15 protein-coding genes and 2 riboswitches are annotated in these 13,735 nt (G+C 47.3%); of the genes, 9 read left to right on the forward strand and 6 right to left on the reverse strand.

Going from position 1 to position 13,735, the window contains the following annotated elements; translation table 11 throughout:
- Positions 1-114: 114 nt before the first annotated feature.
- The 3 genes from C1T29_RS08600 to C1T29_RS24750 all read left to right on the forward strand — a co-directional run bounded on the left by C1T29_RS08600 (position 115) and on the right by C1T29_RS24750 (position 3,035).
- The gene (locus C1T29_RS08600; RefSeq protein WP_020451133.1) at positions 115-2,325 is read left to right on the forward strand and encodes a PAS domain-containing sensor histidine kinase; all 2,211 of its coding nucleotides are present in this window, start codon (positions 115-117) and stop codon (positions 2,323-2,325) included.
- A gap of 7 nt (positions 2,326-2,332) precedes the next feature.
- Complete coding sequence (locus tag C1T29_RS08605; RefSeq protein ID WP_026579812.1) at positions 2,333-2,830, forward strand: methylated-DNA--[protein]-cysteine S-methyltransferase; 498 nt, start codon at positions 2,333-2,335, stop codon at positions 2,828-2,830.
- 91 nt (positions 2,831-2,921) lie between these two features.
- On the forward strand, positions 2,922-3,035 hold the full coding sequence (locus C1T29_RS24750) for a hypothetical protein (RefSeq protein ID WP_023857319.1): 114 nt from the start codon (positions 2,922-2,924) through the stop codon (positions 3,033-3,035).
- A 6-nt stretch (positions 3,036-3,041) separates the two neighbouring features.
- Here the strand turns inward: C1T29_RS24750 and mtnA are convergent, their stop codons facing one another.
- The 3 genes from mtnA to C1T29_RS08620 form a co-directional block, all read right to left on the reverse strand.
- Positions 3,042-4,103, reverse strand: coding sequence for an S-methyl-5-thioribose-1-phosphate isomerase (gene mtnA / locus C1T29_RS08610; RefSeq protein ID WP_026579811.1), 1,062 nt, complete (start codon positions 4,101-4,103; stop codon positions 3,042-3,044).
- 5 nt (positions 4,104-4,108) lie between these two features.
- The gene (mtnK, locus tag C1T29_RS08615; RefSeq protein ID WP_096748035.1) at positions 4,109-5,305 is read right to left on the reverse strand and encodes an S-methyl-5-thioribose kinase; all 1,197 of its coding nucleotides are present in this window, start codon (positions 5,303-5,305) and stop codon (positions 4,109-4,111) included.
- 82 nt (positions 5,306-5,387) lie between these two features.
- Positions 5,388-5,531: riboswitch (SAM riboswitch) on the reverse strand.
- Between the two features lie 83 nt (positions 5,532-5,614).
- Positions 5,615-6,394 carry a carbon-nitrogen family hydrolase gene (locus tag C1T29_RS08620; protein ID WP_020451137.1) on the reverse strand — a complete coding sequence of 260 codons (780 nt, stop codon included), beginning with the start codon at positions 6,392-6,394 and terminating at the stop codon, positions 5,615-5,617.
- Between the two features lie 95 nt (positions 6,395-6,489).
- On the opposite strand from C1T29_RS08620, the gene C1T29_RS08625 reads away from it, so the two are divergent.
- The 5 genes from C1T29_RS08625 (at position 6,490) to C1T29_RS08645 (ending at position 10,964) form a co-directional block, all read left to right on the forward strand.
- On the forward strand, positions 6,490-7,680 hold the full coding sequence (locus C1T29_RS08625; protein ID WP_096748036.1) for a pyridoxal phosphate-dependent aminotransferase: 1,191 nt from the start codon (positions 6,490-6,492) through the stop codon (positions 7,678-7,680).
- A 49-nt stretch (positions 7,681-7,729) separates the two neighbouring features.
- A riboswitch (SAM riboswitch) is annotated at positions 7,730-7,829 on the forward strand.
- Positions 7,830-7,912: 83 nt separating this feature from the next.
- Positions 7,913-9,130 (forward strand): 2,3-diketo-5-methylthiopentyl-1-phosphate enolase, encoded by a 1,218-nt coding sequence (gene mtnW / locus C1T29_RS08630; protein ID WP_142368374.1) that lies wholly within the window; start codon positions 7,913-7,915, stop codon positions 9,128-9,130.
- On the forward strand, positions 9,127-9,825 hold the full coding sequence (mtnX, locus tag C1T29_RS08635) for a 2-hydroxy-3-keto-5-methylthiopentenyl-1-phosphate phosphatase (RefSeq protein ID WP_103749028.1): 699 nt from the start codon (positions 9,127-9,129) through the stop codon (positions 9,823-9,825). Before mtnW ends, mtnX begins: the two co-directional genes overlap by 4 nt.
- Complete coding sequence (locus tag C1T29_RS08640) at positions 9,786-10,412, forward strand: methylthioribulose 1-phosphate dehydratase (protein ID WP_023857315.1); 627 nt, start codon at positions 9,786-9,788, stop codon at positions 10,410-10,412. The genes mtnX and C1T29_RS08640 overlap by 40 nt, the downstream gene beginning before the upstream one ends.
- A 15-nt stretch (positions 10,413-10,427) precedes the next feature.
- Positions 10,428-10,964, forward strand: coding sequence for a 1,2-dihydroxy-3-keto-5-methylthiopentene dioxygenase (locus tag C1T29_RS08645; protein WP_020451142.1), 537 nt, complete (start codon positions 10,428-10,430; stop codon positions 10,962-10,964).
- 27 nt (positions 10,965-10,991) lie between these two features.
- Here C1T29_RS08645 and fosB read toward each other — a convergent pair whose 3' ends face one another.
- Positions 10,992-11,456: a metallothiol transferase FosB gene (gene fosB, locus C1T29_RS08650; protein WP_096748040.1), complete on the reverse strand. Its 465-nt coding sequence runs from the start codon at positions 11,454-11,456 to the stop codon at positions 10,992-10,994.
- Complete coding sequence (locus tag C1T29_RS08655) at positions 11,443-11,760, reverse strand: YkvA family protein (RefSeq protein WP_231516550.1); 318 nt, start codon at positions 11,758-11,760, stop codon at positions 11,443-11,445. The genes fosB and C1T29_RS08655 overlap by 14 nt, the downstream gene beginning before the upstream one ends.
- 218 nt (positions 11,761-11,978) lie before the next feature.
- On the opposite strand from C1T29_RS08655, the gene C1T29_RS08660 reads away from it, so the two are divergent.
- Positions 11,979-12,221: an aspartyl-phosphate phosphatase Spo0E family protein gene (locus C1T29_RS08660; RefSeq protein ID WP_020451145.1), complete on the forward strand. Its 243-nt coding sequence runs from the start codon at positions 11,979-11,981 to the stop codon at positions 12,219-12,221.
- Between the two features lie 58 nt (positions 12,222-12,279).
- Here the strand turns inward: C1T29_RS08660 and C1T29_RS08665 are convergent, their stop codons facing one another.
- The gene (locus tag C1T29_RS08665) at positions 12,280-13,734 is read right to left on the reverse strand and encodes a sporulation kinase KinD (protein ID WP_231516551.1); all 1,455 of its coding nucleotides are present in this window, start codon (positions 13,732-13,734) and stop codon (positions 12,280-12,282) included.
- Position 13,735: the final 1 nt, after the last annotated feature.

A 13,735-nucleotide genomic window follows, 5' to 3' on the forward strand; every position in this document is an offset into this window, starting at 1 on the left:
CGTCATCTTCCTGTAAAATAGGCGGAAAGGTTGTAAAAGTTCGAAACAAATGAAGGAAGATTTTCCGGTTTGTAGAATAATTGGAGGACAGGTTTTCAAGAAGGAGTGTAATAAATGGAGGAAACTCTTGATTTAAATGAATCCTTAAATCTGCAAAACCAGCTGAACAGACTGAAGAAAGAGAACGCCAAGCTGAAAGCGGATTTGTATCAGTATGAGCTGCTGTTTAACGGGACGCTGGACGCTATTTTTATATTGGATAAACAGATGAACATCATCCAGGCGAATGATGCCGCCTGCAAAATTCTGCAAAGCCAAAAAAAGAATTTGCTGGACCGGTCGGCGCTCGACTTCCTGCACGCCGTCCCGCCGGATGAACTGAACCAGAGCATTCAACGCTTTTTGGAGCGGGGATATGCGAAAAAAGAAGTGGCCATCAGGCTTGACAACGGATCTGTCAAATATATCGAGTTTACTGCAAGCAAAGGAATCGGTGAAGACTGCTATTTTGTCGTCATGAGGGACATTTCATCGAAAAAAATATTGGAGCGGGAGCGCACCATTAATGAAAAGCTGTTTAAAGATTTGTTTCACCGCGCGGTTGAAGGAATCGTCATCTTTGATAAACAAGGCTGTTTCATCGATGCGAACCATTCGTTTTGCCAGAGCTTCGAAATTGAAAAAACAGAGCTTTCAAAACTGAAGCTGTCTCAATTCGTATCCCCTGAAAACAAGGGGCGGCTCGATAAAATCTGGAATGCTCTTTTCAGAAGAGGGAAAGCAAAAGGGGAGCTTCCTGTCCGGCTCAGATCAGGAGAAGACCGGCTGTTTGAGCTTACGATAACCTCGAACATTTTAAACGGCTTTTACATGTCGATTATGAGGGATATTACCGAGAAGCGCTCGATGGAAAAACAGCTGTTTAAAAGCGAAGAACGCTTTAGAGAAGTCTTTGAAAATGCGATGGATGCCATTATACTGATGAATAACGACGGCCGCATCGTCAAAGCGAACCAGTCGGCCTGCAAAATCTTCGAACTGCCGATGGAACAGCTTCTCAACAAGAAGATGACCGATTTTATTGATCAAACCGACCAGAGGTACCATGCCATTCAAAAGCAGTATGATCAAAAAGGGGAAATCCGGGCGGAACTGCTGTTTCGTATGGCAAACGGACAATATAAAGAGCTTGAGTTCACGTCAAAACGGATCATGTTCGACAGCCAGGACCTAACCATTTTAAGAAATGTCAGCGACAGAAAACGAATGGAACAAGAATTGCGGGAAAGCGAATTGAAGTTCAGAAAAGTATTCAACGGATCAATGGACGGAATCGTTCTTTTCAACAACCAGTACGACATTATCGATGCGAACCCCCTTGCCGGAAAAATTCTCAGCACCCCTCTTGAACAGCTGAAAACGTCCAATCTACTTGATGTCATCTCCGGCTATCATATAGAAAATGCAGCTTCTCCCGCTAAAACGATTTCCTTAGAAGAAATGGACAATGACATCCCATTCCTGCTGAGCGACCAAAAACGGATTCTTGAATTTTCATTTAAAAGAAATATCATTCAAAATATGAACTTGGCGATGCTCAGAGACGTGACAGAACGAAAAGAGCTTGAAGAGCGGCTCCGCAAGTCTGATACCCTTCACGTCGTCGGCGAACTCGCAGCCGGAATTGCCCATGAAATCCGCAACCCGATGACGGCGTTAAAAGGATTTATCCAACTGCTGAAAGGCAGCATCCAAAATGAGGATCACGCGCTTTACTTTAATGTCATCACATCAGAACTCAAAAGGATTGAATCGATTATTACGGAGTTTCTCATCCTTGCAAAACCGCAGGCGATTATGTATGAAGAAAAAAATATCGTCAAAATCATGCAGGACACAATGGATTTGCTGCACGCACAGGCAAACCTTGACAACGTTCAGATGCATCTGAAGTGCGAAGGCGGCATTCCGCTGATTTATTGCGAGCCGAATCAGCTGAAACAGGTATTTATCAACATTTTGAAAAATGCGATTGAAGTGATGCCTGACGGAGGCAACGTATATGTGTCGATCAAACCGAAAGGAGACGACCATATCATTATCTCGCTTGCTGACGAAGGAATCGGCATGACAGAAGACAAATTGAAGAGGCTCGGCGAACCTTTTTACACGACAAAAGAACGGGGCACTGGACTCGGGCTCATGGTCAGTTATAAAATTATTGAAGAGCATAATGGAAAAATCGAAGTTGAAAGTGAAGAAGGGAGAGGCACGACATTCCATCTGACTCTCCCGATCAGACAGCATCATGAGGAGGAGGCTTAATCGCATCGTGGGCTTTTATATTGAAATGACCTCGCCTTTTGGACAAGCTTACATTGTCGAGGAAAATCACCACATTACACATTTGCTATTTGAAAAAGATGAACTAAAACAGCTCCAGCAAGACGGCTTGGAGCTTCGCCGGACCGAAACGGAATTGTTGAAGGAGGCAAAGCGCCAGCTCGAAGAATATTTCAGGGGGGAGCGGAAGACGTTCACCCTTCCTCTCCGCCAGGATGGAACCCTGTTTCAGAAAAAAGTGTGGGAGGCGCTGCAGTTGATCCCGTACGGTGAATCACGGAGCTATTTAGATATCGCGTGCGCCGTCGGGAATCCGAAAGCGGTTCGCGCAATCGGCCAGGCCAATAAAAGAAATGCGCTGCCGATTTTGATCCCGTGCCACCGTGTCATCGGCAAAAATCGTTCTTTAACGGGGTACTCCGGAAATGAAACGGATAAAAAAGCGGTGCTGCTCGACATCGAAAATATTGCGTATAAGGGAAAATAATATACGAGCACGCCGTTTCTTTTTTTCGTCAGCGACATATAATTTTATTAAGTTAAAAATGTTGGTCTTGGTAAAAAAGGAGGACGAATAAGTGAAAACGAACCGCCCGAACAAAATAGCAGGATACGCGGAATTGTTCGTCAAGCTGCACGTGTTGACCGAAGAGCAGAAGAAAGACATCATCAAATCGATTAAAATCCGCTAAAGCGGCCTAAGTAAGGGCTTCAGCGGAAAACAGCGCTTCAATTTCTTCTTCAAACCTGTCTGTGATAATCCCTTTTTCCGTAATGATGCCAGAGATTAAATCGTGCGGCGTGATATCAAAAGCAGGGTTGAACACTGGCACCTCTTGCGGAGCTATTTGCGTTCCGTTTATCAGCCTGACTTCATCCGGATCGCGTTCTTCAATCGGAATGTCGTCGCCGCATGAAATCGAAACATCAAAAGTTGACAGGGGAGCGGCGATAAAAAACGGGATTTGAAAGGCTTTGGCGAGGATTGCCAAGCCATATGTTCCGATTTTATTGGCTGTATCTCCGTTTCTCGCGATCCTGTCCGCTCCGACAATGACGGCTGAAATGTTTTTTTCTTTCATCGTATGGGCAGCCATGCTGTCTGTAATCAGCGTCACGTCAATTCCCCCCTGCATAAGCTCCCACGCCGTCAGGCGCGCCCCTTGCAGGACAGGCCTCGTTTCACAGGCATAAATATGAAGGTCGAGGTCCTTTGTTTTGGCAAGATAAAACGGGGAAAGGGCCGTACCGTACCTGCTTGTCGCAATCGAGCCGGCGTTGCAGATGGTCATGATGCTGTCACCCGATTTGAACAAATGCAGTGCATTCTGTCCGATTTGCCGGCACGTTTCTTCGTCTTCAACCTGGATCTGAATAGCTTCATGGATCAGATTTGTTTTTGCTTCATTGACCGATTTTGCGTCCTCCGCACTTTTTACCAGCCGATTGAGAGCCCAGGATAAATTGACGGCTGTCGGCCTTGCCTGATTGAGTTCATCTTTGATTTTTCCGAGTTCCACCAGAAACGCGGAAACGTCAGATGTATCGATGCTTTGTGCGCAAAGGGCGAGTCCGAAGGCGGCTGTAATGCCGATGGCAGGTGCCCCCCTCACTTTCAGCGTTTGAATCGCATCATAGACGTCTTCTTTTGTTGTGAGGTGCAGGTATTCCGTCTTTTCGGGAAGCTTTTGCTGGTTCAGAATTTTTACCGATGCTTCTTCCCATTCGACAGAGCGGGGCACCGCAAATTGTTCAGGCATGTCATTCACTCCTTAAGCGCGTTCCGAAACGCTTCAATCAAGTCTTTTGGCGTCCGGAAACCGCTGCGTTTTTCTATGAATGCTGCGCCTATTTTAAGGGCGAGCTTTTTTTGGCTGATTCTCCGGGAAAACGGAACGATTGTTTCAAGGTCCGCCACATGGGCAAGGCCGATCGTCCGGCGGATCATTTCGCAGCCGGCAAAGCCTGCTGCGTCTTCAAACGCCTGCTTCAGAACTGATTCAAGGCGTCCTTTCTCATTTTTGCAAGCGTCAAGAGCATCGTTTTCCCATGCTTCGCTGAATGTCCGGCTGAACGTATGCCAGACGGTCTCGACATGGCGGTATAAAGGAGCCCGCCTGTTTTCTTCGCGGGAAAGCGCGTGCAGCAGCAGGTTGGCGATAAACTGTCCAATGTCAAACCCGATCGGGCCGAAAAACGCAAATTCAGGGTCGATGATTTTCGTTTCGGCTTCTTCACTTGCGAAAATGCTGCCTGTATGAAGGTCGCCGTGGATCAGCGTTTCCTCTGCAGACAAAAAGCGCTGTTTTAGTTTTGCCACTTCAATTTTTAATGCTTCATTGCGCCAAAGATCTTCCGCTTCATCGCGAAGCTCTTCTTCGAAATCGTTTGTCTCATGATCAAAGAAAGGGTCTGTGAACACAAGGCTTTCTGTAATATCGCACAGATCCGGATTCGTAAACTGCTTCACAAGCCGCCCTTTAACTGTTGGGTCAAGTGCATATTCAGACGAGTAAAAATGTGTTTTTCCAAGGAATTCTCCGATGTCTTCCGACAGGTGGGGATAATCCTTCCCGTCAATCAGTCCTTTTCTGGCGATTTCCAAGTGAGAAAGGTCTTCCAATACGGTAACGGCAAGCTCGGTGTCAGAATAGTACACGTTCGGGACAAGGTGCGGGACATGCTCGGCTTGGCGGATCAGCGCACTGCTTTCGATTCTCGCCCTGTCAAGCGACAGCGGCCAGCTTTCGCCGACGACTTTCGCATAAGGCACCGCCTGTTTGATGATCAGCCCTTTTTGCTGCTCTTTGTCATACACGCGGAAGACCAAATTCAAGTTTCCGTCCCCGATCTCCTGGCATGTCAGGGTGCTTTTGCTTGGAAAAAGCCCGAGGCGGACGGCCAGCGCGGCCGCGGAGCTTTCGGTCAAAGTTTCGTATGCTGCGGTTTTCGTTACGGTCATGTGTGATTCCCCCTAAATGTCGTTAACAATAAAAAAGCCTCTTTCTCATCGAGAGAAAGAGGCTGATTTGTCGCGTTCGCCTCTCTTATCTCTCAGAATTCAAAGTCTGATGGAATTAGCACCGTGCCCTAGCGGCGCAGAATTTCGCGCCCCATTTCACAATGGTATTACGGTCGGTTGCTGTTGGGGTCATTAGGCCAGTCCTTCACCCAACTCTCGATAAGAGAAATCAATATAAAATTTTGAAATTTCAGTTCGGTCAGTTGCTGAAAATGTTACCAGCATCTCAGTTTTCTTGTCAACACTTTTTTAATATAAATCTCTGCGAATGTCCTCAAAAACCGGAATTTGCCCCCGCGCTTTTTCAATGTCCCCGAGGTTGATTTCGGTCCTGATGACGGCTTCACCGCTCCCTGCTTCAGCGAGGGTGCGGCCGAGCGGATCAATGATGATGCTGTGGCCCGCAAATTCGTTTGCCGGGTCACTTCCCGCTCGGTTGCAGGCTGCGACAAAGCACTGATTTTCAATCGCTCTGGCTTTTAAAAGGCTTTGCCAGTGATCGAGGCGGGCGAGCGGCCATTCCGCCGATACAAAGATGATGCCCGCACCTTCCTTCGTATGTTTTCTGATCCATTCCGGGAAACGGATGTCGTAGCAGATAAACCCCGCAGCCGGGATCCCTTCAAGCTCGAAGCTCCCGTCGCCTGAGCCCGCTGACAAATAGAGGTGTTCGTCCATCAGCTGGAAAAGGTGAGCTTTGCTGTATTCTTTGATCAAATGTCCGTTTTTGTCTGCGATGTACATGATATTGTACACACCGCTTTTTTTCTTAACGGCGACAGAGCCGCATATGATATGGACACGGTTTGCTTTTGCCGTTTCCTGCAGCCATCTCTTCGTTTGCCTGCCTTCTTCATCTGCGATGGAGCCGAGATTTTTTAAATCATAACCCGTCGTCCACAGCTCGGGAAGGAGAAGAACATCCGCTTTTCGGCTTTCCTGTTCGATCAGCTGCTCCGCTTTTTTAAAATTTTCAGAAGGATTGCCGTATGCGATATCGAATTGCAGACATGAAATTGTCAGCTTCAATCTGGATCACCTCATTTTTTTCTTTACATTTTACATTTAACAATATATGATGATGGACTATCATTTCAAGAATTTTTCAAAAGCGGGTGAATCATATGAAATTTGAGCTTTCAGATGTGCTGAAACAGCTGCCTGAGCAGTTTTTCGCTTCCTTGGTGAAAAAGGTGAATGAAAAAATCGCCGCCGGCCATGATGTGATCAATCTCGGCCAGGGGAATCCCGATCAGCCGACACCTGATCACATCGTTGATACAATGGCGCAAGCCGTTCGCAACCCTGAAAACCATCAGTATTCCTCCTTTCGCGGCAGCCGTTCACTCAAGGAGGCGGCAGCCGCGTTCTATCGAAGGGAATACGGTGTAGAGCTCGATCCCGAACGCGAAGTCGCTGTATTGTTCGGCGGAAAAGCCGGTCTTGTCGAGCTTCCGCAATGTTTGTTAAATCCGGGGGATGCCGTGCTCGTTCCCGATCCCGGCTATCCCGACTACTGGTCGGGCGTTGAGCTGGCAAGAGCGAACATGGAAACGATGCCGCTTACAGCGGGCAATCAGTTTCTGCCTGACTACAGCCGGATTCCGAAGGAAGTGAAAGAAAAAGCGAAGCTCATGTATTTAAATTATCCAAACAATCCAACCGGTGCCCAAGCCACGCCTGTTTTTTTCGAAGAGACTGTCCGGTTTGCCAAGTCGAACGGAATTTGCGTCGTCCACGATTTTGCCTACGGTGCGATCGGCTACGACGGCAAGAGGCCTGTCAGCTTTCTCGAAACGGAGGGGGCAAAAGACACAGGAATCGAAATTTACACGCTTTCCAAAACGTATAATATGGCTGGATGGCGGGTCGGGTTTGCAGTTGGCAACGCCTCTGTGATCGAAGCGCTGAACCTTTATCAGGACCATATGTATGTCAGCCTTTTTAAAGCGGTCCAAGACGCCGCGGCAGTCGCGCTTCTATCAGACCAAGCGTGTGTCAAGGAGCAAAATGAGCGCTACGAAAAAAGGCGGGATGTATGGATTCGTGCGGTCCGTGAAATCGGTTGGCACGCGGATGCTCCGCAAGGTTCTTTTTTCGCCTGGATGCCTGTCCCTGACGGGTATACATCTGAGGCTTTTTCCGATCTGCTTCTCGAAAAAGCGAATGTCGTCACAGCGCCCGGCATCGGCTTCGGCAAATACGGAGAAGGCTATGTGAGAGTCGGCCTCTTGACAAGCGAAGAGCGGCTCCGGGAAGCGGCTTCGCGCATTGCCAAGCTGAATATATTCAAAAAGACCGGCCACAGTCATTGACAACCGGGAAAAACGATGGGATAATTCAAAATAATTTATAAAATCAATATTCTTATCAAGAGCAGGCAGAGGGACAAGCCCGATGAAGCCCGGCAACCGACTTTTTAAGCACGGTGCTAATTCTTGCAGCTGACGCTGAGAGATAAGGATTCGAACCTGAAATGCGAAACCTCTTTTAGCTAAAGCAGCAAAAGAGGTTTTTTATATGCATGAAGCAGGAAGGAGCTACAGAATGAGTGAACTTTTGGCAACATATGTTTTGACAGATCAAGGATGTGACGCAGAAAAGCGGGCCGAGCAAATCGCGATCGGACTGACGGTCGGGTCGTGGACAGATCTGCCGCTCTTAAAGCAGGAACAGCTGAAAAAGCATAAAGGACGCGTCGTCAAGGTCGAAGAAACAGAAAGCGCGCTGGGGGAAAAACAGGCAACGGTCACCATCGCTTATCCGGAAGCCAATTTTACAAGCGACATTCCCGCTGTGCTGACGACCGTTTTTGGAAAGCTGTCTCTCGACGGAAAAATCAAATTGGCGGATTTGGAGTTTTCACAATCTTTTAAACGATCATTGCCGGGCCCGAAATTCGGCGTATACGGGATCCGGAAAAAAATCGGCGAATTTGAAAGGCCTCTGTTGATGAGCATTTTTAAAGGCGTCATCGGCCGCGATATGGAAGACTTGAAGGAACAGCTCAGACAGCAGGCGCTCGGCGGAGTGGATTTGATCAAGGACGATGAAATCTTATTCGAAACAGGCAGTGCCCCCTTTGAAAAACGAATCACGGAAGGAAAAAAAGTGCTTGAGGCAGCTTTTGAAGAAACAGGGCGCAAAACGCTGTATGCCGTCAACCTGACGGGTAGGACAATGGAGCTGAAATCGAAGGCGAGAAAAGCAGCCGAGCTCGGAGCCGATGTGTTGCTGCTGAATGTGTTTGCCTACGGGCTCGATGTTTTGCAAAGCCTTGCGGAAGACGACGACATCCCGCTGCCGATCATGGCGCACCCGGCAGTAAGCGGCGCACTCACTTCGTCGCCGCATTACGGTTTTTCCCATTCGCTTTTGCTCGGCAAGCTCAACCGGTATGCGGGTGCTGATTTCAGCCTGTTCCCTTCACCGTACGGAAGCGTTGCTCTGCCGAAGCAGGATGCGCTTGCCATATATGATGAATGCACGAAGGAAGACGTTTTTAAACCGACATTCGCCGTTCCGTCGGCCGGTATTCACCCCGGCATGGTGCCGCTCTTGATGAAAGACTTCGGCATTGACCATATCATCAACGCAGGCGGGGGGATTCACGGGCATCCAAACGGAGCGGCAGGCGGAGGAAGAGCGTTTCGGGCGATCATTGATGCCGTCCTGGAAGCGGAGCCAGTCGAAGAAAAAGCAAAGCGTTCTCCCGATTTGAAGCTCGCCCTTGAAAAATGGGGAAGGGTTGAGGTTTCCGTATGAAGCAGCCGCTTATCATTTGCGATTTTGACGGAACCATTACAACGAACGACAACATCATCAGCATTATGAAACAATTTGCTCCAGAAGAGTGGCTCGCTTTAAAAGACGGGGTTCTGTCCAGGGACATATCGATTAAGGACGGGGTCGGCAAAATGTTTCAATTGCTGCCGACAAGCCTGAAGGAGGACATTATGGGATATGTACTGAAACAAGCCGAGATCCGCCCCGGGTTTACAGAGTTTGTCTCTTTCCTGGATGAGCAGGGTCTTCCGTTTTACGTCGTGAGCGGAGGGATGGACTTTTTCGTCTATCCACTGCTTGAAGGCATTGTCGAAAAGGAACGCATTTACTGCAATGAGGCCGACTTTTCAGGGCGCAATATCGAGATCCGCTGGCCGTATCCGTGTGACGGCAGCTGCGGAAATGAATGCGGCTGCTGCAAGCCTTCTATCATCCGCCGGCTGAAAGGCCGGGACGATTTTGTTGTCATGATCGGGGACTCTGTTACAGATGTTGAAGCTGCCAAATGTTCCGATTTGTGCATCGCGCGCGATTATTTGCTGCGGGAATGTGAGGGACTCGGCCTGAGGCATGCGGGATTCGGCGATTTCCGTGATGTAAAGCGAATACTTGAAGAGACCGCGGAGGTGAAAGAATGGACCCTGAGCAAAAATGGCACGAACTTGCCGAGGTAAAAAAAGAGCTTGCGGAAAGGGATTGGTTCCCTGCGACAAGCGGCAATCTGTCAATCAAAGTATCAGAAGACCCGCTGCGATTTCTCATCACAGCAAGCGGAAAAGATAAGCGAAAAGCATCCGCGGAGGATTTTCTGTTGGCGGACGAAGAGGGGAGACCGGCGGAGACCGGACATACGCTGAAACCGTCAGCGGAGACGCTGCTGCACACCCGTGTCTATCAAAATACAAACGCGGGCTGCTGTCTTCACGTCCATACGATTGACAACAATGTCATCTCAGAGCTTTACGCAAAAGAAAAGCAAGCGACATTCAGAGGCCAGGAAATCATAAAGGCGCTCGGTCTTTGGGAGGAAAATGCGGAGGTTGCGATCCCGATTATCGAAAACAGCGCTCATATTCCGGATTTGGCGGCGGATTTTGCCGGACACCTTTCAGGCGATTCAGGGGCAGTGCTGATTCGCAGCCACGGCATTACCGTCTGGGGAAAAACGGCATTTGAGACAAAGCGGATGCTTGAAGCGTATGAATTCCTGTTCAGCTGGCATTTAAAACTGAAAGCTTTGCAGGCTTACCACGTTAATTAAAAAGGGGGAGAAAGCATGGCGACAATTCGAATCCATGATGAACAAAACACGACCATTGAAAAGCAGGAAGAAGTAGAACAATTTCTAAAGGGGCAGGAGGTCATTTATGAAAAATGGGATATCACAAAGCTGCCGGCCGGCTTAAAAGAAAAATACGATTTGACCGATGAAGAGAAACAGGAGATTTTAGACGTCTTTGCCGCTGAAATCAAAGACATTTCAGAACGCCGCGGCTATAAAGCGAGCGATGTCATCTCGCTTTCCGACCAAAATCCGAAACTCGATGAGCTCTTGAAAAATTTCAAACAGGAACATCATCATACAGACGATGAAGTCAGATTTATCGTCAGCGGCCACGGCATCTTTGCGATAGAAGGAAAAGACGGCACATTTTTTGATGTCCTCTTAAATCCGGGAGATTTGATCTCCGTTCCTGAAAACACCCGCCATTATTTCACGCTTCAGGAAGACCGAAAAGTCGTGGCTGTCAGAATCTTTGTGACGACAGAGGGCTGGGTGCCGATTTATGAGAAAGAGAGTGTGAGCCGATAATGAAAAAGCGTCCGTGTGGACGCTTTTTTATTTGTTTCTGTCATAAAGGGCCTTGATGTGGCCTTCATGAAAGGAGAGATGCTGTTTTTCATTTTGATAGTATTGAAGACGGTCAAATACAGAGCCGGTGTGAAGCTCGAACTTATGGCCGTCCGGATCTGAGAAATAAATTGAATCTTTGTCGCCTTCATGCCGTTTTCTGCCCTTTAGCACGTTTACACCGAAATCGCATAATTTCTTTTCCCAGAACGGCAAATCTTCCTGTTGAATCGAAAAGGCGATATGGGTGTAAGAGTCATGGATTTCCTGTCTCTTAATGTCTTTCTCTTCGTTTAATGCGAGCCAGATGCCGTTCAGGTCAAAATAAGCGGTTTTCTCGGCCTTTACGAGCCACTTGGCATCAAACACCTTTTCATAGAATGAAATAGAGACGGACAGGTCAGAGACTGAAAACAAGAGATGATTGATACCGAGAATATTATTGTTTGCCATTGCCGTTTATTCCTCCCGTTAGATGTATTTCAAATCCGTCCAGCTCTTTGGTGATTTGCCTGAATAGAAAAGCGAGCACAGCCGCGTCATCAAGCCAGCCGACACCTGCGAGAACATCGGGAATCACATCGATCGGAGCCAGCACATAAATCAATGCCAGCGCGGCCAGTAAAATCGTTTTTTTCGGGAATAAGGGGAAGTCTCCCTTTCTCCAGGCTCTAAATGCCTTGAAAAACAATAAGAGGCCTGAATACGCTTCTTTCACGGCAAAGATGGTTCGGAGCCTTGACACTGGTTTTTTCATCATTTAGACCTCCTTCTATCCTCATGAACTCTTTTAAAGGTGTTTATCGTATTTCATCGATGGGTATTACACCTTTAATTCCACAATTCTATTATACTCGATTTCAAAATAATTTTTTGAGAAATAGGTTTACAAAATAAGTATAATCTGTAATAATGCTCAAGTACGCAAAATCTGGATGGTTCTAAGAAACGATATGTCGGTAAGGGGTGAAGCGTATGCAAAATTATGTTGAAAAAGAAGCATTGCTCGTTTCCATCAGCAAGAAGCGGCAAATGATGGTTGAAGCCGCTGAAATCTATGGATTTACAGGGGATGAAACGATCAGGCGGAGCCAGGAGCTGGATCAATTAATTTATGAATATCAAAAACTGTCTATGAATGAAAATGCGTCGGACCATCTGCTGCAGGATTTTTTAGGCTGCATCGACTGTCTGACCGTTGAAAAATATACGGCATAGTGACTGAACGAAAAAGAGCTGCCGTGAAAGGCAGGCTCTTTGCAGGAACGGGGAAGCCTCAGTCAACCTGTTCCTTTGAAGTCGGCAGCGTAATCGTTACAGTCGTTCCTTTATGCTGTTCGCTTTCGATCTGAATGGTTCCCCCGTACATGGAAATGATGCGCTTGCACACGACAAGGCCGAGTCCGGTTCCCTTTTCCTTTGACGTGACAAAAGGCTGGAAAATACTCTCCATCATTTCTTTTGGAATGCCTTCTCCGATATCCTTCACAATAATTTGCGCCTTCTCTTGATGATGTTCGATTTGAATGAGCAGCTTTCCGCCGTTTTTCATCGATTCAAGAGCATTTTTGGCGACGTTCAAGACAACCTGCTTAATATGATCTTTTTTACAATACACATAAGCCGGGTCTTCTCCACAGTCTTGAAATTCCACTTCCACATTATATAAATTTGCCTCAGAATGAATAATCGGCATGATTTCGTCAATCATTTCATTCATGGCGTTAAGCTGCCACTGCTCTGCCGTCGGCTTTCCGAGCACGAGAAACTCGCTGACAATCTGGTTGATCCTCCGGATTTCCTGGTCGATGATTGAGAAATACATTTGATCTTCTTTTGATTGATATTTTTTTTGCAGGAGCTGGATAAAGCCGCTGATACCTGTCAGCGGGTTTCTGATTTCATGAGCGGTGCTCGCTGCCAGGGTGCCGATTAATTCGAGCTTCTGGGCTTCATTTTGGGCGCGCTCCTGCTTGGTCCGCCGCTTCAGTAGCACATACTGGAGCATGAGGAACATAATATTCAGCAGAATGAAAATACTTAAAAATGACAGCAGAAGACTGTGAACGATTTCATCAAGCTGGACCGGTTCCGGATAAACTTCAAGCTTCCAGTCGATCTGATCCAAAAAAGCATCGACGGTGCCGCCGTCCGGCTTCTCAGGAGGAGAATGGCCTGCTGTAAAGACAATCTGATTCTTCTGGTTGAGAATTTTGATATAAAGCTCAGGGCTCAGGACGTTCATGATATTTTTCAGATAATCGACGCGGATCGAAGCCAGCAGAAAATTTGTCGTTCTGCCTTCGCTGTCATAGACAGGAGTAAAAATATTCAGCTCCAGCCTGTCCGACACTGTATGTATATCGTCTGTGATCACGGATTTCTTTGATTTTTCCGCTTTTTGCAGAATGTTCTTGTATGAAACCTTCTTTTTTTCTTTGACGGGAGACGTGCTCACCATGACATCGCCGTCTTTATTTAAAAGGTATAAAGCCGAAAAACGTGGTTCTTTTTTATACGTTTCCGTCAGGATTCGTTTGATATGCTGCTCATTAACAGGGTGGTTGAGGGCCGTGGCAAGGGAGCTGAGCCTTGCTTCTGTTTCGCCGATCAGGTAGTTGATTTGGTTGCGGTGAATATTGAGCATGAGAGTCGCAGTCTGACGGTGCTTTTCAGTGATATTTTCTAGTTCTTGTTCGTATACAAAAAAGCTTATAATGAAGGCGGGGATC

It is taken from the genome of Bacillus sp. MBGLi79 (assembly GCF_002953915.1).